Source organism: Natrinema sp. SYSU A 869, assembly GCF_019879105.1.
Lineage (GTDB): Archaea > Halobacteriota > Halobacteria > Halobacteriales > Natrialbaceae > Natrinema.
The window spans coordinates 653,767-677,661 of the sequence record NZ_CP082248.1; the positions used below are offsets into that span (position 1 = coordinate 653,767).

The 23,895-nt window shown below is 60.1% G+C and carries 19 protein-coding genes and 4 pseudogenes; 11 read left to right on the forward strand and 12 right to left on the reverse strand.

Features of this window, described 5'->3' with window-relative positions; translation table 11 throughout:
- Positions 1-25: 25 nt before the first annotated feature.
- The 7 genes from K6I40_RS07075 to K6I40_RS07105 all read right to left on the reverse strand — a co-directional run bounded on the left by K6I40_RS07075 (position 26) and on the right by K6I40_RS07105 (position 5,732).
- Positions 26-808, reverse strand: coding sequence for a hypothetical protein (locus K6I40_RS07075; RefSeq protein ID WP_255681505.1), 783 nt, complete (start codon positions 806-808; stop codon positions 26-28).
- 219 nt (positions 809-1,027) lie between these two features.
- Positions 1,028-1,243 carry a hypothetical protein gene (locus K6I40_RS07080; protein WP_222913963.1) on the reverse strand — a complete coding sequence of 72 codons (216 nt, stop codon included), beginning with the start codon at positions 1,241-1,243 and terminating at the stop codon, positions 1,028-1,030.
- The gene (locus K6I40_RS07085) at positions 1,236-2,174 is read right to left on the reverse strand and encodes an ArdC-like ssDNA-binding domain-containing protein (RefSeq protein WP_222913965.1); all 939 of its coding nucleotides are present in this window, start codon (positions 2,172-2,174) and stop codon (positions 1,236-1,238) included. The genes K6I40_RS07080 and K6I40_RS07085 overlap by 8 nt, the downstream gene beginning before the upstream one ends.
- A gap of 124 nt (positions 2,175-2,298) precedes the next feature.
- On the reverse strand, positions 2,299-3,222 hold the full coding sequence (locus tag K6I40_RS07090) for a transcription initiation factor IIB family protein (RefSeq protein ID WP_222913967.1): 924 nt from the start codon (positions 3,220-3,222) through the stop codon (positions 2,299-2,301).
- Positions 3,223-3,670: 448 nt separating this feature from the next.
- Positions 3,671-4,432 (reverse strand): MBL fold metallo-hydrolase, encoded by a 762-nt coding sequence (locus K6I40_RS07095; protein ID WP_222913969.1) that lies wholly within the window; start codon positions 4,430-4,432, stop codon positions 3,671-3,673.
- 78 nt (positions 4,433-4,510) lie between these two features.
- On the reverse strand, positions 4,511-5,278 hold the full coding sequence (locus K6I40_RS07100) for a helix-turn-helix domain-containing protein (RefSeq protein WP_222913971.1): 768 nt from the start codon (positions 5,276-5,278) through the stop codon (positions 4,511-4,513).
- A gap of 58 nt (positions 5,279-5,336) precedes the next feature.
- Entirely contained in the window at positions 5,337-5,732 is a 396-nt protein-coding gene (locus tag K6I40_RS07105) for a CopG family transcriptional regulator (protein ID WP_222913973.1), read from the reverse strand.
- A gap of 103 nt (positions 5,733-5,835) precedes the next feature.
- Here K6I40_RS07105 and K6I40_RS07110 point away from each other — a divergent pair, with 103 nt between their 5' ends.
- Positions 5,836-6,666, forward strand: coding sequence for a hypothetical protein (locus K6I40_RS07110; RefSeq protein ID WP_222914977.1), 831 nt, complete (start codon positions 5,836-5,838; stop codon positions 6,664-6,666).
- Between the two features lie 107 nt (positions 6,667-6,773).
- Here the strand turns inward: K6I40_RS07110 and K6I40_RS07115 are convergent, their stop codons facing one another.
- Positions 6,774-6,986 carry a hypothetical protein gene (locus tag K6I40_RS07115; RefSeq protein ID WP_222913975.1) on the reverse strand — a complete coding sequence of 71 codons (213 nt, stop codon included), beginning with the start codon at positions 6,984-6,986 and terminating at the stop codon, positions 6,774-6,776.
- A pseudogene (locus K6I40_RS07120) lies at positions 6,979-7,518 on the reverse strand (DUF955 domain-containing protein); the annotation flags it as partial. The pseudogene K6I40_RS07120 and the gene K6I40_RS07115, both read right to left, overlap by 8 nt.
- Positions 7,519-7,594: 76 nt before the next feature.
- Between K6I40_RS07120 and K6I40_RS07125 the strand changes: the two are divergent.
- A pseudogene (locus K6I40_RS07125) lies at positions 7,595-8,418 on the forward strand (IS5 family transposase).
- Here the strand turns inward: K6I40_RS07125 and K6I40_RS07130 are convergent.
- From K6I40_RS07130 to K6I40_RS07140, 3 genes and pseudogenes are all read right to left on the reverse strand, one after another.
- Positions 8,362-8,852: pseudogene (locus tag K6I40_RS07130) on the reverse strand (ArdC-like ssDNA-binding domain-containing protein); the annotation flags it as partial. The pseudogenes K6I40_RS07125 and K6I40_RS07130 sit on opposite strands and share 57 nt — an antisense overlap.
- A 756-nt stretch (positions 8,853-9,608) precedes the next feature.
- Positions 9,609-10,580 (reverse strand): transcription initiation factor IIB family protein, encoded by a 972-nt coding sequence (locus tag K6I40_RS07135; protein WP_222913977.1) that lies wholly within the window; start codon positions 10,578-10,580, stop codon positions 9,609-9,611.
- A gap of 222 nt (positions 10,581-10,802) precedes the next feature.
- Positions 10,803-11,237, reverse strand: a complete 435-nt coding sequence (locus K6I40_RS07140) for a TRAM domain-containing protein (RefSeq protein WP_222913979.1) — start codon at positions 11,235-11,237, stop codon at positions 10,803-10,805.
- Between the two features lie 541 nt (positions 11,238-11,778).
- Between K6I40_RS07140 and K6I40_RS28210 the strand changes: the two are divergent.
- From K6I40_RS28210 to K6I40_RS07180, 9 genes and pseudogenes are all read left to right on the forward strand, one after another.
- Positions 11,779-11,960: pseudogene (locus tag K6I40_RS28210) on the forward strand (hypothetical protein); the annotation flags it as partial.
- Between the two features lie 93 nt (positions 11,961-12,053).
- Positions 12,054-13,553 carry a hypothetical protein gene (locus tag K6I40_RS07145; RefSeq protein ID WP_222913981.1) on the forward strand — a complete coding sequence of 500 codons (1,500 nt, stop codon included), beginning with the start codon at positions 12,054-12,056 and terminating at the stop codon, positions 13,551-13,553.
- Between the two features lie 231 nt (positions 13,554-13,784).
- Positions 13,785-15,359: a cell division protein FtsZ gene (locus tag K6I40_RS07150; RefSeq protein ID WP_255681509.1), complete on the forward strand. Its 1,575-nt coding sequence runs from the start codon at positions 13,785-13,787 to the stop codon at positions 15,357-15,359.
- 396 nt (positions 15,360-15,755) lie between these two features.
- Positions 15,756-17,579 carry a PH domain-containing protein gene (locus tag K6I40_RS07155; protein WP_222913985.1) on the forward strand — a complete coding sequence of 608 codons (1,824 nt, stop codon included), beginning with the start codon at positions 15,756-15,758 and terminating at the stop codon, positions 17,577-17,579.
- Positions 17,580-17,875: 296 nt separating this feature from the next.
- Positions 17,876-19,303, forward strand: coding sequence for a cell division protein FtsZ (locus tag K6I40_RS07160; RefSeq protein ID WP_222913988.1), 1,428 nt, complete (start codon positions 17,876-17,878; stop codon positions 19,301-19,303).
- Entirely contained in the window at positions 19,300-19,566 is a 267-nt protein-coding gene (locus tag K6I40_RS07165; RefSeq protein ID WP_222913990.1) for a hypothetical protein, read from the forward strand. Before K6I40_RS07160 ends, K6I40_RS07165 begins: the two co-directional genes overlap by 4 nt.
- Positions 19,563-20,576, forward strand: a complete 1,014-nt coding sequence (locus tag K6I40_RS07170; RefSeq protein ID WP_222913992.1) for a hypothetical protein — start codon at positions 19,563-19,565, stop codon at positions 20,574-20,576. Before K6I40_RS07165 ends, K6I40_RS07170 begins: the two co-directional genes overlap by 4 nt.
- On the forward strand, positions 20,573-22,663 hold the full coding sequence (locus tag K6I40_RS07175; RefSeq protein ID WP_222913994.1) for a hypothetical protein: 2,091 nt from the start codon (positions 20,573-20,575) through the stop codon (positions 22,661-22,663). The genes K6I40_RS07170 and K6I40_RS07175 overlap by 4 nt, the downstream gene beginning before the upstream one ends.
- A gap of 3 nt (positions 22,664-22,666) precedes the next feature.
- Entirely contained in the window at positions 22,667-23,893 is a 1,227-nt protein-coding gene (locus K6I40_RS07180) for a hypothetical protein (RefSeq protein WP_222913996.1), read from the forward strand.
- The last annotated feature ends 2 nt before the right edge of the window (positions 23,894-23,895 follow it).

The window sequence follows — 23,895 nt, forward strand, 5'->3', positions numbered from 1 at the left end:
ACGACATCGTAATCGACGCGTCGAACTATCGCCGAAAAAGGGACCGAATACCACTCCGTAGCCGATGCAGTCCAGGGATACGTCGCGAGGTACCAGTCTTCGACCCCGACTCGGGATCGTCCCTCATGTTGTCCGACCGCCACGCCGGAAGGTCAACGGGGAGGTTCGACGCGGCGACACCGGAAATCACCCCCATCGAGGACGCCAACACGGCGATTTGTAGTTCGAATCGACTAAAATCTAGCGAGTCGGACTGCAGGAGCGTCCACACCATTCCGGAAACGAACAGCACCACTCCAGCAATGGTCAACCACTTGTCTGCGACGGACAAACCGTCTTCCCGTTGCGTGAGTCGAATCACGACGACACCCGTGACGAAGTGGACGATGAACACTGCGAGGAGGGATCCCGCGATTGACAGTGCTGCGAACGGGTTCCACGACGGGAGCGCCGACATGAAACTGGCGAGCAGGTCGGTCGGAACGAGACCGGCGACGAACTGCACGAACGCCCGAAGCACTGCGGCAATCAGGGAGTCGATCACCGCGAGGATCCGGACCGCGAGTCGAACCTCGCCGTCGAGGAGCGCCCGCGCGAGGTCACGAACTAGTCCACTGTCGAGAAGTTCGGCGAGGAGAAAGAGGCCGAATGGCGGAATTACTCCCAACACGAAAACCCAGCGCACGACCCACGAAAGGACGCCGCTCCGGGGGACGGTTCGCGCGACGAACCAGACGATAATGGCGAACGGAACGATTGCAAGCGGCGATTCCTGGAGGACGCTGAGCGTCGTTTCGAATATGGACACGGAGCGGTGGACGCACTGAAACTGGAACGAGAGTATTGAGAACTTTTCGGCTCCGGAAGTAAAAGAAAGAGAGCTCCCGATTCCGTTTTTGATCTCTTGCGTTTACACTCCGGTTCCGAGGGTACTGATGGATTTCGGGAGATTACGCTCGCCGCCGCAGTCTACAACGTCGAACTTATATGGTACACATACGGACAGAGGAGAACCAGATAGGCTCTCCTACTCCGGACCCGCAAGGACCTGCACATTGGACTGCGTCACGCAGAGACGAAACTCACCAACCGAGAATCTCACCTCGAGGTCATCGTTCGCTGAGTCGACGAGTTGCTTGAGCGCTTCGATGTCGATCACCCGTTGCAATTGGTACTCGTCATGACCGAGTCCCTGCTCTTCGAGTGCAGTGACGATCTCGAGGAGCAGATTTCGCTCACTCATCTTCCATCACCTCGTCGACGACATCAACGATCTCTGCCGCTGTCGAACTGATCCGTTCGAGTCGGTCGAAGATTGCCTCTGGTTTGTCGCCCTCCCACGCGGCCAGATAGAACGCCGAGCCGCTCGTATCCAGTCCGAAGTACCGCCCAACGATATAGCCGACTCCCTCGGCCTCGAGTTCGCGTTTCGAGCGGTCAGTCTCGTCGTCGACGTCACCATGCAAGCGTGCGTGGGCGTATTCGTGGACGAGCGTCACAGCGAGAGCTGCGCTGTTCTCACGATTTCGGACCTCGATTAGTGGTTGCTCTGCAGGAGAGCGATACTGACAGATGCCTTTGGCGTCGCCGTGAGTCCACTCCGTTGGGGAGACGACCTCTACATCTACGTTGAGTGATGAGGCCACCTCGAGAAGCACTGGGAGCAGTCCGTCGGCATCTCCACTCGCTTCGGTCTCGAGTCCGGGCAGTGGCTCTCCCTCAGTTTGGGAAATATCGAAGACGGGCGCTGGCCGGAAGCCCACGAGCCCTTTTGACCACTCTTCGGGTGCTGTCTCGTCGTATTCGCAGTCGCTTCGATCGTGGTACGATGGCGAGTTCTCACACTCGGGGCACTGCTTGGCGATGATCGGTGCCCAGATCCAGATCGCGTTTTCGCCCTCCTTCACATGCCGGTCGAATTCGTCTTGCCACGTCCGATAACCGGCGATACGAGTCGCGTTCGGACACTGGCGAGTAATCAGCAGCGTATTTCGGTAGGAGTAGTCGTGGAAGTGACTTTGGACATCGAGCCACTCTTGGAACTGCTCACTCGAGACTGCGTCGTCAACCTCGTCGACGAGGTCTTCGACCCAGGCTTCCATCGTACTGTGCATCTCGTCACGTCTGGTGTCCGAGTCATTGAAGGACACCGGCGAACAGTCGTTGGTAGTCATTGCTCTCGATGACGGACGCTCAATTCTGGAACGCCCCTCACCCCTCAGGGGGAGAAAAAACGAACTCGAGTCAGCGTTCGAGCGGATCCGCTACAAGCGCCTCATCGGGTTCTCTGCTACCAACTTAGGCGTCGATCTCGAGTAACTCGTCTCGACGGCTTCGAAGTGTGTTTGGTGATGTTCCTGCAATGTCGGCAATCCGATGCTGTGACAGACAGAACCCGGCTTGCTCAGCAGCGAGATAGAGACACCCCGCTGCGACGCCACTCGGCCGGCAGCCAATTGTGATCCCAGTTTCCCTCGCTCTCTGTGCGAACTCGAGTGCTCGTCGACGCACGTGGTCTGGGACTTCGAGGTCCGTTGCAAGCCGTGGAATGCGATCTGCTGCCGAAGTCGGCTGTGTCGGTAACTCGAGTTCGACGTTCATCGCGTCGTAGGCAGTGGTGAGTCTACTCTGTTCACAGCGGGCACTGGACGCAACTTCTGCCCGGGATCGTCCGAGTCCGTTACAGCGAGCGATTGCGTAGACGCTGGCTGCGGCCACTGATTCGAGCGAGCGGCCCCGACAGAGGTGTTCGGACTGTGCACGTCGGAAGAGCGCACACGCCTGATCACGGATACTGTCTGCGAGACCGAGACTCGCGACGATCCGCCGTACTTCACTGAGTCCATAGGCGAGGTTTCGGTCTGCTTTCGATTGCCACTGTGCACGGGACTGTTCGCGACGCAGTCGGTTCAGTCGTCTTCGCTTCGTGCTTGATAGGGTGTTTCCATTTCCATCCTGCTTGTAGCCAATCTCGGTAGAGAGACCTCGATCGTGGCGTGTCGGCGTCAGTGGTGCGCCAGTCCGTTTCTGGGTTTCTCCGTCGTCATTTCGTCCCCAGTCAGGACTTCGGTCCAAGTGGTTGTTCTCGAGGATGCGTCCACAGTCCTCACAGATCGTTTCGTGGCTGGTCTGTCGAACACTACCGCCACAGTCCGGACAGTCAGTTGCAGTCGTCTGGACGTCTTCGTCGAACGCAGTCGTGTCGATGTCTCTCGTTGCCATCTGTAGTTCCGAAGGGACAACAGAATAGCCCCTTCACCACTTCTGGGGCGATAAACAGCGACGGTTGATTAGAGGAATCCTCTATGGGACTAGAATGATACCTCGAGTCCGGTATAGACAAATCACATGATATTGTCGACCCGTTCGAGCGCCGAACGAAATCAATCCTCAGAACTACTCGTTAACTTATAAGCAAAACCCTACGCCATCCATTGGATTCGAAGTGTTCTGAAAACGGATGGGCGCTGCAGGCTCCGGCTCGACTGTCGAACGAATCGACCTCTGAGGCGTGAGACGTCCGAATTCGGGGGTCTGAAAATCGAATTATATAATAGGATTCCAACATGTTTCTCGCGTCGTACTGAATACAGCACGTCGCTGTACCGAGATCAAAGCTTGATTAATCCGGTCAGTGCGTGCTACTGAAATCGCACTCAGTGAAGTCCCGTTACAGGGAGACCTGCTCCCCATCCTCGGGTACAACCACGTCCTCGGTCTCTGCTCGCAATTCCTCCCGCGAGAGCAGACAGTGATTGATCGCTTCCATATGAACGACCGTGACCGTCGCGTCAGTGGCCTCACGGACGGCGCTGATGTCCTCGATACCCATCGTGATGGGTTTACCCTGATCGAATTGCGCTTCGCCGCCGTTGAGGATGACCATATCGAGGTCGAATCGGTCCAGCGTCTCTTCCACCGGGTCGTACCAGATTGTATCGCCAGCAATGTACAGCGTCTCGTCACCTTCGAAGACAAACCCGGAAACCGGGCCCATCCCCTCGGCTAATTCGCCATGTCCGTGCTGGCCCGGCGTCCGGTGAATCGTAATGCCATCGAAGGTAGCCTTGTCGTCAACAGGTCGCACGTCGATGAACCCTTCGTCAGTGAACGCCTCGGCCTCTTCAGGCTGACAAAAGAGCGGGACGTCCGTCTCAAGTTCCTCTTTCGCCGCCTCGTCCCAATGGTCGGTGTGACGATGGGTGACAGCGACTGCGTCGTAGTCAAGATCAACGTCTGGTAGCGGAACGAGCGGATTCCGGCGTTGATTCTCGGTCGTGAGGAACTCGGGAACTGCCGGGTTATCTGTCACCGTCGGCATCTCTCCTTGCGGTGTGAACATCGGATCAACGAGGAATGTCGTCCCGTTGATTGTCGCAAGGACGGTAGCGTTTCGTACGAGTTGTACACTAATGTCGGAGTCACTCGTCATACACGAGTGCTTGGAGAGACGAAGGATTACGAATTACTTCGAAATATTCCAAGTAGTCCTCCCGAGTGCGTTGTACACCTACTGAATGAACTCGATGTCTTCGGGGTCAAGCGCCGCGTCAATATCGACGGTCATCGAATCAGCTGCGAACTGTTCTGCGAGCCATGCTTCAGCGCGGTTCAATCGATACTGGAACGTTGAATTCGGTACATCGGTTTCGTCCGCGATCTCGGTGACTGTAGCCTGTCGTGGTTCCTCGTAGTAGCCGTGGCTCAGTGCGGCTTCGAGCGCCGACTTCTGTTCAGGTGTGAGGTCGGTCTGTACCCGACTATCTTCAAGAAGACACGGTGGCTCCCCGAGTCGTTCAACGGTGAGCGACAACCCATCGCGGAGATTGTTCCGAATTTCGTCGTGCATTGCTCCAATTGAATCATCGATGAGTAAATGCCAGCGGGATTGGTCACCCCGGCGTTCGGACCGCATAATCAATCCTTCACCGACGTGCTTTGCAGCGACGAGGGGAATCGACCGCGGGCCGTCGCCTTCCCTGCGGAGCGAGTAGATCTTCCGTGATTCAGGATTCGACGAGAGAATCTCAAACTGCCACTCGGTGATAGGCGCGCCGCACATTCCGGTCGTGTTCGAATCATTGGCAATCCGCTCCAGGCGGTCATCGTACTCGTTAAGGACGGAGGCCGGACCGACGACTTTGTCGATTCTCCACACCGCCTCGCTCGTTGCGTGCACCTCCATTGACCGGGCGTGCAGGTCCGGGTTGTCGATGAAGAGATCCATCAACTCATCGGTACCCCTCTCGTACTCAACGGTGAAAATGACCTCTCGCATAATACTGTAGGTTCGCGTTCGCCGCGTATAACCGCTGGGAACCGTTTCTGGCAGATCGTCATTCCTCGCCGTCCCGGATGACCATTACCTTGACCCGATTTACGCCGTCAAAGTCGCGGAGTCGGTAGGTGAGGTTACGTACCTGCTCGGCTGGCCCCCGACAAAACAGTGATTCGAGACACCACTCACCTTGGTGCGTATGACTCGTGTTGAGGATAACATCTTGGTACCCGTGTTGAACTGCGTGTAGTTCCTGTATCACTTCGTGATGGCGATAATCGAACGCGACGAGCGCGACGATCTCTCCGCTTGTCTCTTTGAGGCGGGAGTGTGACTCAATATACTCCAGCATCGCTTCTCGAACCGCTCGGGACCTGTTGTCGATGTCCTGCTCTTGCCAGACTCGGTCGAACTCTTCTATTACTTCGTCTGGAATATTGAAACTCGTTCGCATAGTTACTGGTTCGTCGGGATTCTACAAGAGGATCTCGTATGACGAGTCACCCATTTCGGTATTAACAACCGTTATTCACGTCGATAGCAGATTCTCACTCAGGATGTTACACGGCGAAGCGTTTGGTCTCTTCCTCGGGGCAGTCGCGCTCGGTGCCGTTCACGGCATCGAACCGGGTCACGGGTGGCCCGTTGCCGCCTCATATGCGCTCGACCAGACGAACAAGTGGGTGTACGGGTTCGCGGCGAGTCTCATCATCGGCGTCGGCCACCTTATCAGTAGTATCGCTATGGTAGGGGTATTCTTCTACGCGAAGGACTACTTCAACCTCACGCAGGTCAACGAGCCGATGACAATACTCGGTGGTATCCAGATCGGCGGGCCAGTCAGTCTTGTGGCCGGTGTCCTGCTCATCGCGCTTGGGATTCGTGAATATTCCCACGGGCATTCTCACGGCAGTCACGATGGTGAGGGCCACTCCAACCATCACAGCCATGACCACCAACACGATCTGGACGAACATTCAAACCATTCTCACGAGCAGGGCCATTCACACAACCACAACAATGGGCTGATCACTCGTTTGAAAGGCTTCGTTCCCTTCGTCGGTGGGCACTCTCACTCACATGATGACCCCGAAGCAACTGCTGATCGTGGCCTCCTTGGGATCGCGTGGTTCGCATTCGTACTCGGATTCGCCCACGAAGAGGAATTCGAGATTATTGCACTCTGCGCCGGGTCTAACCACTGCCTCGAACTGATGAGTGCGTACGCCCTCACCGTCATCGCGGGTATCGTCGGACTGACGATGCTGTTGATTGCAGGCTACCAGCACTCAGAGGAGAAAGTCGAGCAGTACACGCCGTACCTCCCAACGTTTTCCGCAGCTGTCCTCATCATCATGGGATTTGGTTTCATTACCGGGGTATTCTGACTTGCCCGTTCAATTCGCATATATACTTACCAGACTATTCATGTCGGTTAGGGATGAAATTTATATGGTACATAAACGGACAGAGGTGAACCAGATAGGCTCTCCTACTACGTACTCGGAAGGACCTGCACATCGGACTGTGTCACGCAGAGACGAAACTCACCAACCGAGAATCTGACCTCGAGATCAGCACCTGCTGAGTCGACGAGTTGCTCGAGCGCTTCGATGTCGATCACCCGTTGGAATTGGTACTCGTCATGACCGAGTCCCCGCTCTTCGAGTGCAGTGACGATCTCGAGGAGGAGATTTCGCTCATTCATCCACCATCACCTCGTCGACGACAGCGATGATCTCTGCGGCTGTCGAACTGATCCGTTCGAGTCGGTCCAAGATTGCCTCTGGTTCGTCGCCTTCCCACGCGGCCAGATAGAACGCCGACCCGCTCGTATCCAGCCCGAAGTACCGACCCACGATATAGCCGACTCCCTCGGCCTCGAGTTCGCGTTTCGAGCGGTCAGTCTCGTCGTCGACATCACCATGCAAGCGTGCGTGGGCGTATTCGTGGACGAGCGTCACAGCGAGAGCTGCGCTGTTCTCACGATCGCGAACCTCGACCAGTGGTCGTTCTGCAGGAGAGCGATACTGACAGATGCCTTTGGCGTCGCCGTGAGTCCACTCCGTTGGGGAGACGACTTCTACATCTACGTCGAGTGATGAGGCCACCTCGAGAAGCACTGGGAGCAGTCCGTCGGCATCTCCACTCGCTTCGGTCTCGAGTTCGGGGAGTGGCTCTCCCTCAGTTTGGGAAATATCGAAGACGGGCGCTGGCCGGAAGCCCACGAGTCCTTTTGACTGCCGTGTTGAATAGCGATCTAATCGGTTGATATCGCGGGTTAGAAAGGTGAAGTCGAAGAAATCGATTCTGTCCATGGAAGTCGATCTCCTCGACTTCGTTGAGCAGTGTCGCCACCTAGCCAAACAAGCGTTGGGGAAGCACGCGGGCGAGCCCGCCAGCGGCGGGTTCGCCCGCTGGGTCCATGTCGTACTGCACTGTTTTCGACTCGAAGAGGGCCACAGCTACCGCGAAACGCCGAATCGACTGGAGTACATGACTGAGATTCGTGATATACTCGGCCTAGATCGGGACGATCTGCCGGAGTACACGACGATCTACAAGTCGTTCGACCGGCTGAAATGTGGGTATGGCGGGCGTTGCTGCGCGTTTCCGCGCAGCAACACCCGCAGTCTGGCCACGCAGCACTCGACAGCACGTTCTTCGACCGACGTTCAGCCTCATCGTACTACCGCCAGCGGTCGGGAAGTACCGTTCAAACGCTGAAAGTGACGACATTAACCGGCAGGGAGTCCCTTGCTGTTCTTGACGTCCATATCTCGGCCCGGTGGAAACACGATACGAAGACCGGGCCGCAGGTCGTCCGCCGGAACGCGGACGACCTGCTGTCCGTCGCGGCGGACAAAGCGTTCCACAACTGGGTCACAAAATATGAGTTCTACGCGCTCGGTGTCGATCCACTCATTTTACAGCGTGGATCGAGACCGCTCACGGTAGGACATAACGCACTCATCCGGGCAAAAGGCTACTCTCAGCGCTGGATGGCTGAAACCTCGTACTCAACAACGAAGCGCTCGCTCGGCGATGCCGTGCGAGCGCTGGGCTGGTATCGACAGTTCCGTGAGATCGTCTTGATGTTCGCCCTCATCAACATTGAACCGTTGTGTGAATCGCTCTAACCATGACTCAGCATCTATTCAACACGGCACTTTTGACCACTCTTCGGGTGCTGTTTCGTCGTATTCGCAGTCGCTTTGATCGTGGTACGATGGCGAGTTCTCACACTCGGGGCACTGCTTCGCAATGATCGGTGCCCAGATCCAGATTGCACTCTCGCCTTCTTTCACATGACGGTCGAATTCGTCTTGCCACGTCCGATAGCCGGCGACGCGGGTCGCGTTCGGACACTGACGAGTGATTAGCAGCGTATTTCGGTAAGAGTAATCGTGAAAGCAGCTCTGGACGTCGAGCCACTCCTGGAACTGCTCACTCGAACTGCGTCATCAACCTCGTCGACGAGGTCGTCGACCCAGGCTTCCATCGTACTGTGCATCTCGTCACGTCTGGTGTCCGAGTCATCGAAGGACACCGGCGAACAGTCACTTGGAGTCATCGTTTGTGACGACGGACGCTCCATTCTGGAACGCCCTTCACCCCCTTCGGGGGACGAAAAACACACTCGAGGGAGCTCTCGACCGACTCCATTCCAGTAGGAAGCACTCCAATATATTCCGAAAAATATAATAAGAAAACAACCTCATGTACAGAGAACGCACCGATTGTTCGGTGCAGTCTATGTTCGTGTATTAATCCGACAAGAAAGGATTTACGTATTTGCGACTTACCTGCTTATATGAACCGCCGTCAGACCCTCGCGGCCCTCGGTACAACAGCCCTTACGTGGGTCTCAGGGTGTGCCACTCTTGAGGCCGAACTGGGAATGCGGACAGATACGCTCGGTGCAGTGACGCTGGCAAACAGTCTCCCAGAGTCGGTTGAGGTCTCGCTCGAAATCCTCCGTGATGGAAATCGCGTTCATCAGGCGTCGTATCAACTTGACTCAGGATCAGAACGAGAACGGCCACAGTACACCATTAATGAGTGGGGAGAGAATCCGAATGCACAACGGTGGGCTGTTCGAGCCAAGACACCACAAAGTGAGTGGAAAGACGCGACAATCGACGCTGCGACGGGCTCTGAAAACGAATGCTACAGTGTGACCGTCGTCACTGATGAGCGACCGGAGTCACTTCTCGTCCTTCTTGGCGGATGTAAACCGCACAACCGCTAACGATTACTGCTACACTCACACACGTCGTTACCATCGCCCAATTCATCATCGCCCAGATTTCCGGATAAAGAAACCGCGCTACCAACTACTCGTTACAAGCGTCTCATCTGGGTTGCGATGATCAGACTCAGGGATCGATCTCGAGTAAGTCGTCTTGCCGACTGCGGAGCGTGTTTGGGATGTTCCTGCGATATCGGCGATCCGCTGCTGGGAAAGACACAAACCGACTCGCTGGGCCGCGAGATAGAGACACCCCGCTGCGACGCCACTCGGCCGGTAGCCGATCGTCAATCCGCGTTCGCGTGCCTCCTGTGCGAGCTCGAGCGCTAGTCGACGAACATGATCTGGGACCTCAAGTTCTGTCGCAAGCCTCGGAATACGATCTGTTGCTGCAATCGGCTGTGTCGGTAACTCAAGTTCGACGTTCATCGCGTCGTAGGCAGTGGTGAGTCTCTCCTGGTCACAGCGGGCACTGGACGCAACTTCTGCCCGGGATCGTCCGAGTCCGTTACAGCGAGCGATTGCGTAGACGCTGGCTGCGGCCACTGACTCGAGCGAGCGGCCCCGACAGAGGTGTTCGGACTGTGCACGTCGGAAGAGCGCACATGCTTGGTCACGGATACTGTCTGCGAGACCGAGACTCGCAACGATCCGCCGCACTTCACTGAGTCCATAGGCGAGGTTCCGGTCTGCTTTCGACTGCCACTGTGCGCGGGACTGTTCGCGACGCAGTCGATTCAGTTGTCGTCGCTTTGTGCTCGAGAGCGTGTTTCCGTTTCCATCCGTCTTGTAGCCAATTTCGGTGGACAGGCCTCGATCGTGACGTGTCGGCGTCAGTGGTGCGCCGGTCCGTTTCTGAGAGTCTCCGTCGTCATTTCGTCCCCAGTCAGGCCTTCGGTCCAAGTGGTTATTCTCGAGGATACGTCCGCAGTCCTCGCAGATCGTTTCGCGACCGGTCTGTCGAATACGACCGCCACAGTCCGGACAGTCAGTTGCAGTCGTCTGGACGTCTTCGTCGAACGCCGTCGTATAGATGTCTCTCGTTGCCATCGATAACTCCGAAGGGAACAACTGATCAGCCCCTTCACCTCTTCTGGGACGATAAACATCGCTAAGGAGCTGTTGTCGATCTCCCTGTTGGAACGGCCGCGGATCCCTCACTCACTTTTTCGACTACTTGGTGGGCGAGGATCTCTCTATCAGACCAACTGGAACGGAGCCCTCTCAGCACAATGGTTACCGAGAAGAAGGCCGACCTACGAGGGATAACAATTAGAGTGCTCGTGGATCGCTATCGACGATGCTCGCAAACGCGACGTTCTCCTGAACCTGCTCGATTTCGACGGTCGGCTCGTCACCAGGTTGGGAACCGGGGACAATCACGACGTAGCCACGTTCGACTTTTGCAATACCGTCGCCCTGATTGCCGACAGTCTTAATTGTTACATCACGCACTTCGCCTTCATCGACAGGGGGTTCTGACGGGGCGCGACTCACGGTCTCCTGAGAAGGCGGTTGCTGTGGCCCCTGTTGCATCGATGACTCTGTCGAGGCAGGAGACTCAAGAATCGCTACGCGATACGTTTCGTTAGCTGACAACGCTTTATGATCGACTTCACTCGAAGGAACTTCAATAATGTACGTCCCATCTTGCTCTTCGATTGGAGCGCTGAACAGAGAGCGAAGGGAATTAGGGATCTTGACCATTGAGTTTGTAGTACTCAGTACCCACGGGACAAGTAAGTTTAACCAAGAAGGTTGGCGAGTTCGTAGAGGTTTTCTTTGCGGTTGTACTCAATTGAGAGGAATGAACTCTCTGGTTTTCACGGGATTTCGTGGCTCGTCAGAGTCATCTCATTGTTTTGAGTCGACTGATTCCGTGAAGTTCACTTGAGAAACCGGACGTGGCGCGTCCGGGTCCCCCTAGGAGGTGTGGCTAAGGCCAAGGGTTCAAACCAACCGCTATACCTTCGGAGACAGGGTGGTAGCTATATCGATAATTGTTCGCCAGAGAAACACAAATTGGAGCGGACCGCCTCCACTGTGTAGTTATGAGCATGTAGGGAACTTTAATAACAGTTTGGATAGGATGACTCCTCTATTCTCTCCCCGCTGCGATCTCTCGGCGGTATTGTACGTCTCGTCACTGATCGGTGTTTTACTCCAATTCTGGGTTTTCTCCCCGCTACGACGACCGAAGCGACGAGATGATTAACGTGACTGATTGTCATACTACGAGATCACTTTACTCTGTGAAGTCACGGTTCGAAACGTTGGCGAGTCGGCCCATGCCTGCATCTAGGAGACGGTAAATGGCCCAGTCGGCGCCTTCGGTACCGGCGTCGATGAGCTTGAGTTCACCGTTAGCATCGCCTTCCCCGAGCTGCCGCTGCTCCGATTGAAGCGAGTCGGACGGTCGACGTTCGATAGCAGGGTGGTTTGACAGCCGATACTTCTTTGCACTTCTACTGTCGACAGTTCCGACATGCAGACCGAGTTGAGGGTGGTGGGATGGAGGCGTTCGTGACGCAGTCACACGGATCCACCGTCGAAGTGGGGAACGGCCTGATGGCCTGGGTTGGTCGACCCAGCGCAGCGCTCTCACTGGCCGACGATCCGCTTCCGCTCGTGCTGGCCGGGGCAGTAGTGACAATCATCGGTGCCGCAGTCGTCGTTCGAGCGCGAGCCAAGGACTCGAGTACCGGTCCCGACAACCGCTCGAGCGGGGATCCGACCGGGAGCGAAGTCAGAGAGCGGTCCGCGCAGGTCTCGTTCGAGGAACGGATCGGGGAGACGACCCTCGATCGACTCGCACCGATTCTCCCCGACGCGGTCGGCCGCGTTCGTGATCTCGAGTCCGACGGCTGTGATGATCGCGAAACCGAGCGAGAGCGAATCAACCGCGCCGAGCGGGAACTCCGCCGCGGCCTCAAGGACGCGCTTGCAGACGGCCGCCTCGATACGGGGTTGACCGGGCCGGACGACGAACCCTACGAGATCGTGAACCTTCCGAGTCGCTACCGCGAGTTCACCGTGCCGCCATCGGGGCGGACGGTCCACGTCGGAGAGGCCGAGAGGGCCGTTCGGGACCAACTCGAGGACGGCACCCTCCGGGACGCGGCCATTGCCGCTGCGGCAGTTGACGACCATCGCGAAAAGATTCGGCAGTACGTTCAGGATCGCGAGGAAGAGATCGTCGACCTGCGGAACGAAATCGACGCGACGCTCGTAGACGTCCGCGACCTGAGCGGCCGACTCGACGGGAAGCTGGCGGACCGTGTCGAGGAGTTCGTCCTCGACGGACGACACGACGATGTCGACGGCGTCGCCGAGATCGAACGCGACATCTCGGACGCGATGCACTCGCTGCACCGCTGTTCGTTCGAGGACGCGCGACGGGAACTCCGAACCGCGCGCGAGGCCGCCGCCGACCTGCTCGTCACCGTCGACTTCCTCGGTGGGCTGGTCGGCACCGTCGAACACGGGAGCGGAACGGTCGAAGTGCCGACCGTCGTGTCGACGGCGCTCGTAACCGACCTCGCACCAATCATCGAACGACAGTACGATGTCGACGCGTCGGTCGACGGGACCGCAATCGCCATCACCGAACGGAACATGCCCGGCGACGAGGACGATGTGTCGAGGATATCGGACGTGGCAACACCCGCGACCGAGCAGACGCCTGCGGGTGAGTCGACCGGCGGATCGACGGGGACCCGGAATCACGTCGCAACCGAGTCAGTCGCCGACGAAATCCTGTTTGTCCTCCGGGAACTCGGCGGAAACGCGGACGGCGATACCGTCCAGTGCCAGACCGAACGGCTCCCAAAAGGAATCGCGCAGCCGGCCGTTCTTGAGGAACTGGCCGCGTTCTGCCGACGACAGACTGATGTCGTCGCCACCGTTGACCTCCAGGAGGGGGCACCGCCGGGCTTTCTCGAGATCGAGTTTACCGACCGGACGACGGTCAGGGGCGGTCTCGAGACGTTACGAGAGCGGTTCGTCGAGCGCCACGGCGGCTAAGACGAGTGTAGGTGCAGCTTCGATCGCTGGTGGGTGCCGACAGACGGGTGTGCGATCGCACGTTCAGTTGGTATGTTCTATGTAGGTATTCATGTAATAATTTAACATCTCGAAAACTGAGTCTGGTAGAGTCCAAGATCGAAATCGCTGCCGGTCCACACGTAATCCTTTAGATAGTTCCGACGAAGGGATAGGACAGTACTGAGAATGACGAATCTCTGTAAAATTTGTATGGCGCAGGCGGGCGAGTGGGAGCGGGCGACCCTCGTCGAACACGTCCGAGACGCACACGGCGACGAGCCGGAGTCCGTCGAACAGGTGTATCCAGACCTGCGCGAGGAGGTGTTCGCTCCGGAACCACCCGAGGACGATTCGACCGGCAACGAAACTCGATCGGGACCGGCGAAATCGACCGAGACGCTCAGCGAGGACCTGCTCGATAGCACCTATGGGAAGAAGTGGTTTCTCGTCGGCGTCGGCGGCGCGGGGAACAATATTCTCGATGCGATCTTGCTCCGTCGCGAGACGCTGGCGGAGAACAACGAGCGCCGCGCTCGGATCTGGGAGGGCGGACTCGCCGGTTACGGGCTCCTGAACACGAACGTCAGCGAACTCGAGCAGACCTACTACGCACAGGAGGAGAAGGGCTACAGCCGCAATGACCTGTTGCCGAACTGTATCATCGGGTTCGGCCGCCACGATTATGCAGGCGCCGGCTATCGGTGGGACATCGGCAAGGAGTTGATGGAGGCCGATTTCGAGGGCGACTCCGACCCCTTCCGAGAGCGCTGGGACATGAAAATAGAACGGATTCAGGACTCGCAGGCCGTAATGTTCGTCCACAGCGTCACGAAGGGGACCGGCTGCGGTGCGACGCCGGTCGTCGCCGATAACCTCAGATCCGACGTCCTCGAGGACGACACGGTCGTCCCGAAACCGCTTTTCAGCAGCGTCGTCATTCCGTCGGAGGGTACCGAGTACTCGGAGTTCGGCGGCCGCGCGAAGGTAAACGGCGTCGTCGGACTCGCGCGCACCTCCCGAGCGGTCGACGCGATCATCCCGTTCGATAACAACTGCCTCGAGAACGTTCAGGCGGACATCCGGCCGCAGATCGACCGGCTTGCGGAGTACAACCCGCCGCAGTATACGGAGATAAACCGACCGCTCGTCGCGTTCCTCGAGGCGTTTACCATGTCATCAGTGCCGCAGTTCCTCGATCAGGACGCGACGATGTCGATCATGGGCGACGTGTTCGATCCGGCCGACAGCTTCCGGCCGGTCGAGGACAAGTATCAGCTGAATCCCGACGTGTCGTTCACGCCGGCGGTGATCCTCGCGCCGATACTGGGGCGATCACGTGCGAGCGTGATCGATCGGTCGAAACTCGAGATTCTCGTCCGGAATGCGCTGTTTCAGAACAAACTGGCCGAGTTCGATCCGACGACCGCCTGGGGCGGGACGTTCCTCGTGTACGGTCCTCCCGAAAAGATGGACGCCGTGTCGGATTTCGTCGGCGACGGGACGCTGACGGAGATCATCTCCGGCGAGGAGTTCCTCGACGCGGGCAACGTCTCGGGAATCGAAACCGTCGACGTCCACGTCAAACAACTCGTGACGCCGGACCTCGACGACGTCCACCTCTGGGGGACGCTGTGGAATCCGGAGATGCCGTCGCTGTCGGAGATGTACGATCAGGCCCAGCGACTCAAGCAGGAGGGCAACAGCGAACAGGCCGAAAACGTCCGCGAGGAGTGGGACGCGGTCGAGGCGCTGTTTTCGGCGCTCGGTCGGGAGAACATGGCGTAATCGGCTGTTATCTCGCCGACCCGGTCGGCTCGTCGACGTATCATCGCGTGACGGAACTGGCCGTCCATCGCGTCCAGCATTCATCCATATGTGAATTATAGGGAATGAAATGTAAATATTACGGGTCTTTGTTCGACACATGCCAACGATGACGGACGACAGCTGTGGGGAGGGAGAGTTCGTAGTACTGGAGACCGGAAGAGAGACGGATCGTCACCGGTCAGACGCGACGACTACCGCTCGGCGACAGCGCCCGTAACGACCGATGTCAGAAGAAGACGCCCATCAGGCGAGCACCACCGGCATCAACCCACTCGACGGGGAAGTCGTCCTCAAAACGTTCACCCGTCCTGGATCAACTGGAAGTGGCGACTGTTCGGATCGATACTGTTCCTCATGGCCGGTCTCAGCGTCGGTGGCGGTGGGAGGACCGTCATTATGGGGATCGGAATGTTGCTCTTCCTCAACGTGTACCTCGCCCGAAGGCGGAGCCGCTATATCGTCACGAACCAGCGGGTCAAAAAGAAAACCGGCTTACTGAGTACGTCGACCGGTGAGACGCGGCTGAGCAACATCAACGGAATCTCGACCGGATCCGGTATCCTCGAAGGACTGGTCGGAAAAGGAACGGTCTCTATCACGGACGCCGCCGGTGAGACGTTTCCCATCAAAGGCGTCGGCGACTACGAAAAGCTCGCCCGGACGCTCCGCGAACGGCATCAGCAATCCATGCAACCGGGCCGCGGTCACGGGGCGGCCGCTCAGCCCGGTCCCGGTCCGGCCCAGCACCGCGGCGGTTCGGCCCCGGTGCGGCAGGCACAACAAGGGGCCGACGGCGGTCAGAACAGCTCTCAATCCGGCGACCGAGCGGCAGCCGAGTCGACCGAGGCCGCCGACAGTCCCAAGGACCGCTGTCTCGAGTGCGGCTCCCGCGTCGACGCGGGCGTGAGTTTCTGTCCGGAATGCGGGGCCGACGATCCGTTCACGCCGTCGACGAGCGACGGGACCGACGAGACGGCGGCCGAGACCGACACCGAGCCTGCGCCCGAACGCGACACACCGACGCATCCGATCGCCTCGATCGCGGAGTCGGTCGCCAAGCGCTGCCGGCCGGACTCGAGCGCTGCGACGGAGCTGTGTCAGACGCTGTCGGCCGAGGAGACCGACGAGCGGCGGCTCGAGGACGCCCTCGAAGCGGCGGTCGATACGCTCGAGACGGCTGCCACGGTGACCGACGCCGTCGAGAGGGTCGACGATCCCACCGAACGCCGGCAGCTGGAGTCCGCGCGCCGGACGATCACCGGCGAGCGCGGCCGCCTGCCCGCCGAGATCGAACCGATCCTCGATCGGACGATCGCAGTCAGCGAGGACCTTGAGGCGTGTGAACGCGAACGCGAACAGCTCCGAGAGGCCGCCGACGCGGTCTGTCAGGCCGCGAGACGGAATACGCGCGTAAAGCTCCGAAGCGGGGACGTCACCGACCGGACGGTCGCGGTGGCCGAAGCGATCGAGGACGGCGATCTTGGCGGCGACTCGACCGAACCGATCATCCCGGCAGTCGCCGGCGAACTCGAGCGCTCCATGCAACCGGAGTCGTCCCAATCCCGAGAACTGCTCGAGACGCTGGAGAAGCCGGAGTCCGACGGCGTCGAAGCGGTGTTGCGATCGACGGTCGATTCCCTCGATTCCTACGCGGACCTGCGGGCCACCGTCGCCGACATCGGCGAGCGCGACGTTCGGCGACGACTCGACGCCCTCGACGACGAACTTGGGCGGAAGGATGGCGACGTCTACCGACACCTCGCCGACCGCGTGCGGGAACTCGAGGCGATGCTCGAGCGCGATGGCGTCACGGACGTGCAGCTGTACGCGATCTACCAGGAGTCGACATTCTACGATCGGACGCTGTTGCCGCGGCTGTCCAGATCGCTGGGCGGCGACGGCGAGGCCGACCTCGAGCGGTCGGTCGCCGATCTCGATGATCGGATCGACGCGATCGAGCGCGAGTACATCGACGTCCGAGCCGATCACAACCACACCATTCCGCGGCACTTCCTCTCGCTGGCCGACGACCTCCGGGCGGAGGCTCAACGCGTCGACGGCGACAGCCCGATGCGTGCGGCCGGCCTCTGCTCGGCGGCCGACGAGGTGCTCGGCCACGTCGAAGCGCTCTACGAGCGAAACGAGTACAGCGTCATGCTCCGGCGGCTCCGCGGGTAGGACGCTCCCAACTCGGTTCGATATTCACACATCGGTCGCACGACAGCTGTGCGATCGGGTGTGCCTTGACTTTCAGTGGCTACTATATCTTCTGTTACTCTAGCGTCATCTAGCAGAGAATGACACGAGTTATATTCGGTTGCTTGAACGTAGATTCTATCGGATAACACTAACAGAAACACGCGATTGCAGGGCCATCAGTTTTAAGATACGTTGCTCGAGTGGTTTGATTGACAAGACATGTCCGATCCGATAACTACATTTGGAGTCGAACAGTACGATATTTTGATAATTGTATGACGTACCTGTTCGTTGGGGCTGGACAAGCAGGGGGAGCGATCGTCGATGCGATATTCGATTACACCGACGATTCACTGCTGGGGATGTTCGACTCGGCCGACATTTCGACGCTCGGCCGGCCGCTGGTGTTCAATTCGACGATGCGGGACCTCCAGAACCTCTCGAACGTTCCAGCCGAAGACCAGTACGGAATCGCGGAGCAACACGGCCTCGTCCAGGGGACCGAACCCGGGTTCGAGGAGATGGTAACTGGCGGGTTCGGCCGGAACCCGGTCGACGCCGACGAGGTGATGGCAGAGCACGCGCCACAGATTCAGACGATCCTCGGCGAGAAATTCGACCCGTCGTTCGCGAACGAGGCGGCGTTTGCAAACGAGACGGCGTTCGACGACGACTCGGTTGACGAGGACGCGCCGCTCGACGAGGACGGCGAGAACGATATGCCGGACGACGAGGATACGCCGCTCGACGAGGGCGATGAGGACGACGCGCCGGCCGAGACGCTCTCGGAACCGGCGGTCGAGCCGACGGGATCGGGCGTCCAGTTCGCGTTCCTGTTTCTCGGACTCGGCGGCGGAACCGGCTGCGGAATCGGCCCGCATCTCGCTCGCGAGATCAAAGCGTTCACCGACGGGCGGACAAAGGTGGTCGCGGTGGCGGTGTTGCCGAACACACAGAGCGCCGACGCGGTCGGTGGGGCCGACGACGGCGACGACGTTAGCGCCGGCCGACAGGCCTGGAACGCGCGCTATGGTCTCGATCGCCTCGAGGACGAGGTCGACGGGATCATCCTGATCGACAACCAGCGAATCTCCTATCTCGACTCGGCGGGCGGAGAGTTCGGGGAGTACAACGAGTACGTCGCCGCGTCGATCTACGATCTGGTCGCCGGACCGGTGTTGAGCGGGATCAATCCCAGTGCGGTCGAGGGTATCGATACGCCCGACATCGACGTTCGGGACATCGTCACATCGCTCTCCTTCGGCGTCGCCGGCGAGGAGACGGAACCGGGTTACGCCGCGATCGGCCGCTCGGTGACGATGACGCGATCGCTGCCGGGGTATCTGTTGCCGTTCGTCGGCAAGCGTGATATCGACAGCGCCGCGCTGTCGCGGCTGTCGGCTGCCAAGCAGTCGCTCGCGAAGGCCGACATCGGCGATTCTCAGAAGGCGATTTCACTGATCAGGGCGCCGAAATCGAACCTCGGTACCGGGAGCCACAGCATCGAGATCGGGACGGTCAAGGAGTACCTCGAGCGGAGCAGCAAGCTGAGCGAGGTGAATCTCGGAGTCGCGATGAGCGACCGGAACCTCGCGTCGGTGACGACGCTGCTGACCTACCGTCGCGACGACCTCGACCGGCTCGCGGACATCGAAGCGGCCGCCGAGGCTTACGAGGAGGAGACGGAGGAGTTGCTCGCATGAGACGGCGACAACGGAGCGCGGTGTGCCTCCTCGCAGTCGTCGCCGTACTCGTCGTGCTCACGGCGACGGTCGCGGCCGACGGGTCCGCAGTGAAAACGACCATCGACGAGACCGAGGCAGCGGCTAACGCGATGGCACTCGCGGATCAGACGATGCTGATCGCGGCCGGCGGAGCGCTGCTCGGAATCGGGTTCGGCGCCGCGGTCGCGAGCGGTATCACCTACTGGTACAAGAACCGGGAAATCGGAGGGCGGTTGCAATGAAGGCGGGACGGCAGCTCTTGTTTCTCACGGTGATTCTAAGCGTTACGCTCGCGGTCGGTGCCGGATCGGCCGCCGGCGCGCCCGACAAGAACTGTCCCGCCACCGGCCAAGTTGTCGTTGGTGTCGCAAACGGTGAGGAACTCGAGGACAGCGCCACGCTGACCGAGGGATCGACGTTCGAACTCGTCTACTGTGACGACGGGGCGGCACACACGAACGCGTGGTTGGATGGAACTGTCGACGAATTTGACATCCGGGAGTCCGCGGATGCGGGCGAAGAGGGTGTCTATACCGTCAGACTCACCGGTGATGGATCGGGAGCTGTCAACTTCGCTGACCATGTCACTCTCAACGAAGACGAAGCTACGGGGCTATCGATCACGGTAGCGACCACCGGCACTGATGGGAGCGCGCTCGAGCGGATCGACGACTCGCGAGTCGACGACTACCTCGCTGCACAGGAGGCGCTGGCGAACGCGACGGCGGAACTCGACGAGACGACGACGGCCCTCGAGAACGGCGAGGCGGATATCGCAGCAGCCGAGAACGATTTGAATGAACTCAACGACGCGTACGGGACCATGACCGAACGAGAGAAAGCACTCACTGACTCCCTCCTCAATCGAGCGGAAGCTGGGAACGCGAGCGGAGCGGTCGGCGCGCTCGCGGCGGTTCAAACGAACGCGAGCGAGCAACGCGACGCGACGGCATCGACCCTCGAGCGATACCGCGGGATCGTCGAGACGGAGCGAACCGAGGCACAGTCGACGGTTCGGCTGCTGACGCTGGGATCGCTCGCCGCCGGCCTGATGGTCGGCGGGGTCGCGGGCGTTGCAGTCCCGCTCGTCGCAGCACGGCGCGTCGAGGAGACGATGAAGCTGAGCCGGAACGTCTCCTACGACCGAAAGACGGCGCTCGTGCCGATACTCGTCGGGCTCGTTCTGGCGACCGCCGGCGCCGCCCTCCTCGCGGTCGTCGTCGAGCCGTCCCTCCTCGAGGTGGTCCGATGAACGCGAACGCGAAGAGCGCGCTGGGAATCGGTGCCGTCGTCGTCCTGGCGGCCGCGATCGGTGCCGGGGTGTTCGTTACGACCAGTTCCAATATCGCGGTCTGGTTCGTTATCGGCGGGATCCCGCTGCTTATCGTCAGTGGGATCGCGCTGTACGTCCGCGGCGTCGTGTCCCGCAGCGGGACGAGCGAACAACAGTACGTGAAGCAGCAGGCGCGGGCGGTCGCACAGGACTTTCAGGAGACGGTCCGGGAACGAAACGACCTCCGGGAGGCCTACCCGGACTGGGAGTTCACCGCGGACGCGCAACTCGAGTCGATCGCGGGCGATTTCCGGGCACAGGGCGTCGCGTTCGACCTTGAGACGGGCGCGTTCGACCTCACCAAAAAGGTCGGAAACGCCGAGGTACAGGCGTTCGAGTCGATTTCGGCCGAAGTTGAGCGCCTCAACGAGGATATCGGAACAGCGTTCCGGGAGTTCGCGACCACTGAACTGTCCCACATCGAGGACGCTCTCGACCGACTCGAGGATGTCGATCTGGTTACTCGAGATGCGGTGATCACCGGACCGGATGAAGACGCGGCCGTCCCGGCGTGTCGCGATACGGTCGACGCCGCGAGGGCGACCGCAACGGAGACGATCGAAACGGCGATCGAAACCGTCCGCGAGATGGGGCGTGGCGATCAGCGACCCGAAGACAGCGAGGCGATCGATCGAGACCTCGAGGCGGCCGCGGACGCCGTCGGCCGAAACGAGTTCGGAGCCGCCGTCGAGTCGGTACTCGAGGCGCGGGACCGCCTCCGCGATCAGTTCTCCGGCTCGTTCGACGCGGAGCGAGAATCGGTATTGTCGCTGGTCAACGCCGTCGAAGACGCCGGCGTGGCCGCACACGTTGACGCCGCGTACCTCGACGCGGTCGCAGACGTCGAGTCGGCCGTCACCGGCATGGACTCCGCGCTGGATCTCTCGGAGGTGAGCCACCGTCGTGCGGACCTTCGGCGGACCTGCGTCGACATGGTCGCCGGAATGGAGCGCGATCTCACGGACGAGGTCGAACCGCTTCGAACGGAGGAGCTTCCGCCCGGCTACTACACGGAGCCGGCGATCGCCGGCGAGACGTTCGTCGACGAACTCGAGAGGATCGACGACTTCGAGCGGTTCACCGAGCGGTGGCGTGAGGTCGCCGGCTCGCTGGCCGATGCCGTCGACACTGCGAGTACCAAAGCCGCCGTCGTGGAGGCCTACGACGACGTCGCCGAGATCATCGAGGCCGAACTCGAGACGTCGGGCGAGGTCACGAACGACGATCTGCCGGTACGTGACGCCGCGGAGTTCCTCGGGCTCTACTACCGGCGCAACGAGTCGGTCGAACTCGAGCCGGACGTGCCGGTGCTCCGACGCGGCGACGTCGAGAGCCACGACCTCACCGTCGATGTCACCTACGAGCGCGGCGGATCGAAGCGGACGGCGACGCTGTCGCTGTCGGGCTCGGGCGACGACGAGACGGCGACCGTGGAGACGCGAGTCGCCGGAACAGCGACGTTCGAGGACGTGTCGGCCGATAACCACACGCTCGAGGCCGATCCCGGCGACGACGCGTTCGCACCGATCGATCGGGAGGTCCGGATCGACGGGGAGACGAGCGTCGAAATCGAGTTCACCGAACAGAGCCTCCGCGAGCGGGTCTGTACCGTCACCGACGCGGACATGAGCGAGCACCTGTCGGAGCTCCGCCCGCGCCTCGAGGAGCTGTACGAGGACGAGGGCCACGTATCGACGGCGATGGAGCTGCCGGTGCGATCGGCACACGCGCCCTGTCTGCTCGCCGTCTGGGCCGAGACGGACGGCTACGATGCGACGGAGACCGCCGACGGCGATATCGTCGTCTTCGAGCACGACCAGCTCGAGCGGGAGTTGACCAACGTGGTCAGGTACAACCTCGAGCCGGGCGAGCGACTTCCCTTCGACGACCTCGAGCGGAACTTCCTGACGGCACCGGTCCCGCGGTCGGTCCTTCGGGACGCCGTCGCAGAGCTGAGCGAGGAGCACAACGTGACGACAACCGACGACGCGATCGAGATGAAGTAACACATGGCACAAACGGACACGTTTACGAGATGGAGCGTCATCGCCTCGGGAGAGGGTGGCGGGCGAATCGCATCGCAGTTCTTCGACCGCACCGAGAATCCGGGCATCGACGACCGGATTCTGGTGATGAACACGAACAGAGCGGACCTGCGGAACACGATCGACCGGCTCAAAGCGAAACTGGGAGCCACGGAAGACGAAGACGTGATCGAATCCCACGCCCTCGAGTTCGGCTCCCAGCAGGGGGCCGGGAACTTCTTCCCGAACGGCGAGACCTGCGCGCGCGAGGATCTCGATCGGATCGTCAACCGAATCACCGAGTTCGGAACGACTGACGCGTTCATGCACGTCGCGACGCTGGGCGGCGGCACCGGCAACGGGTCGATCCCCTACGTCGTCGATCAGTTCAAGGACGGACTCAGCGATTTGAACGACGACAACGCCGCCGAAGAGTGGATGGACAGCGTGATCCACGCCGCCTTCGGCGTCTGGCCCTACTACTACGAGCAGCCCCAGCGCCACTTCAACGCGGTCTGTGGTCTCTCACGACTGCTCCGGACGGACGACGACGAGCAGAACGCCGACATGGTGTTGCTCGCCTCGAACTCCCACCTCGACGACGACGAAACAGGGGCCGGCGATCAGTACGACTCGATCAACGACGCGATCATCACCGCGGTCGACCTGATGATCGGAGCCGGCCGGGAGACCCGCAGCGTCATCGATATCAAGGACTACGTGACGATTCCCTCCCAGATGGACGCCTACCACTTCACGCCCGCCGTCGCGACTGACCTCAACGGCTCCGTCTACGAACTCGAGTATATGCTCGATCAAGCGGCGGAGGGAACGTTCGTGCCGATGGACGTGGAGACGACGACGGCCGCCTACGCGATCGTTCGCGCGCCCGAACGCATGATCGACGACGGGGAGATCACCGAGCCGGAGGTTTACGAAGCGTTCCGCGAGTGGACCGGCAAGAACGGCATCAACGTCGCCGGACAGGCGAGTCTCACGCCGAAACGCGGGCGCGGCAGCGACGTTGACGTGCTCCTGTTGCTCGGCGGCTTCGATCTGAACCCGCTGCTCGACCACTCGTGGGACGACTTCGAAATGCTCGGCGACAGCCTCGCCGGGCAGTCCCGCGGCGGCGGTACCGACCTCACGACCGCCCAGCTCGACCGAATCGTCGATAACCTCGAGTCGTACGTCGAACGGAACGCGGAGTGACC

Excerpts from the sequence above, each read along its gene's own strand:
- K6I40_RS07080 (WP_222913963.1), bottom strand. The coding sequence starts at position 1,243 with ATGAGTGAGCGAAATCTGCTCCTCGAGATCGTCACTGCACTCGAAGAG.
- K6I40_RS07085 (WP_222913965.1), bottom strand. The coding sequence starts at position 2,174 with ATGACTACCAACGACTGTTCGCCGGTGTCCTTCAATGACTCGGACACC.
- K6I40_RS07090 (WP_222913967.1), bottom strand. The coding sequence starts at position 3,222 with ATGGCAACGAGAGACATCGACACGACTGCGTTCGACGAAGACGTCCAG.
- K6I40_RS07095 (WP_222913969.1), bottom strand. The coding sequence starts at position 4,432 with ATGACGAGTGACTCCGACATTAGTGTACAACTCGTACGAAACGCTACC.
- K6I40_RS07100 (WP_222913971.1), bottom strand. The coding sequence starts at position 5,278 with ATGCGAGAGGTCATTTTCACCGTTGAGTACGAGAGGGGTACCGATGAG.
- K6I40_RS07105 (WP_222913973.1), bottom strand. The coding sequence starts at position 5,732 with ATGCGAACGAGTTTCAATATTCCAGACGAAGTAATAGAAGAGTTCGAC.
- K6I40_RS07110 (WP_222914977.1), top strand. The coding sequence starts at position 5,836 with ATGTTACACGGCGAAGCGTTTGGTCTCTTCCTCGGGGCAGTCGCGCTC.
- K6I40_RS07115 (WP_222913975.1), bottom strand. The coding sequence starts at position 6,986 with ATGAATGAGCGAAATCTCCTCCTCGAGATCGTCACTGCACTCGAAGAG.
- K6I40_RS07135 (WP_222913977.1), bottom strand. The coding sequence starts at position 10,580 with ATGGCAACGAGAGACATCTATACGACGGCGTTCGACGAAGACGTCCAG.
- K6I40_RS07140 (WP_222913979.1), bottom strand. The coding sequence starts at position 11,237 with ATGGTCAAGATCCCTAATTCCCTTCGCTCTCTGTTCAGCGCTCCAATC.
- K6I40_RS07150 (WP_255681509.1), top strand. The coding sequence starts at position 13,785 with ATGGCGCAGGCGGGCGAGTGGGAGCGGGCGACCCTCGTCGAACACGTC.
- K6I40_RS07155 (WP_222913985.1), top strand. The coding sequence starts at position 15,756 with ATGGCCGGTCTCAGCGTCGGTGGCGGTGGGAGGACCGTCATTATGGGG.
- K6I40_RS07160 (WP_222913988.1), top strand. The coding sequence starts at position 17,876 with ATGACGTACCTGTTCGTTGGGGCTGGACAAGCAGGGGGAGCGATCGTC.
- K6I40_RS07165 (WP_222913990.1), top strand. The coding sequence starts at position 19,300 with ATGAGACGGCGACAACGGAGCGCGGTGTGCCTCCTCGCAGTCGTCGCC.
- K6I40_RS07170 (WP_222913992.1), top strand. The coding sequence starts at position 19,563 with ATGAAGGCGGGACGGCAGCTCTTGTTTCTCACGGTGATTCTAAGCGTT.
- K6I40_RS07175 (WP_222913994.1), top strand. The coding sequence starts at position 20,573 with ATGAACGCGAACGCGAAGAGCGCGCTGGGAATCGGTGCCGTCGTCGTC.
- K6I40_RS07180 (WP_222913996.1), top strand. The coding sequence starts at position 22,667 with ATGGCACAAACGGACACGTTTACGAGATGGAGCGTCATCGCCTCGGGA.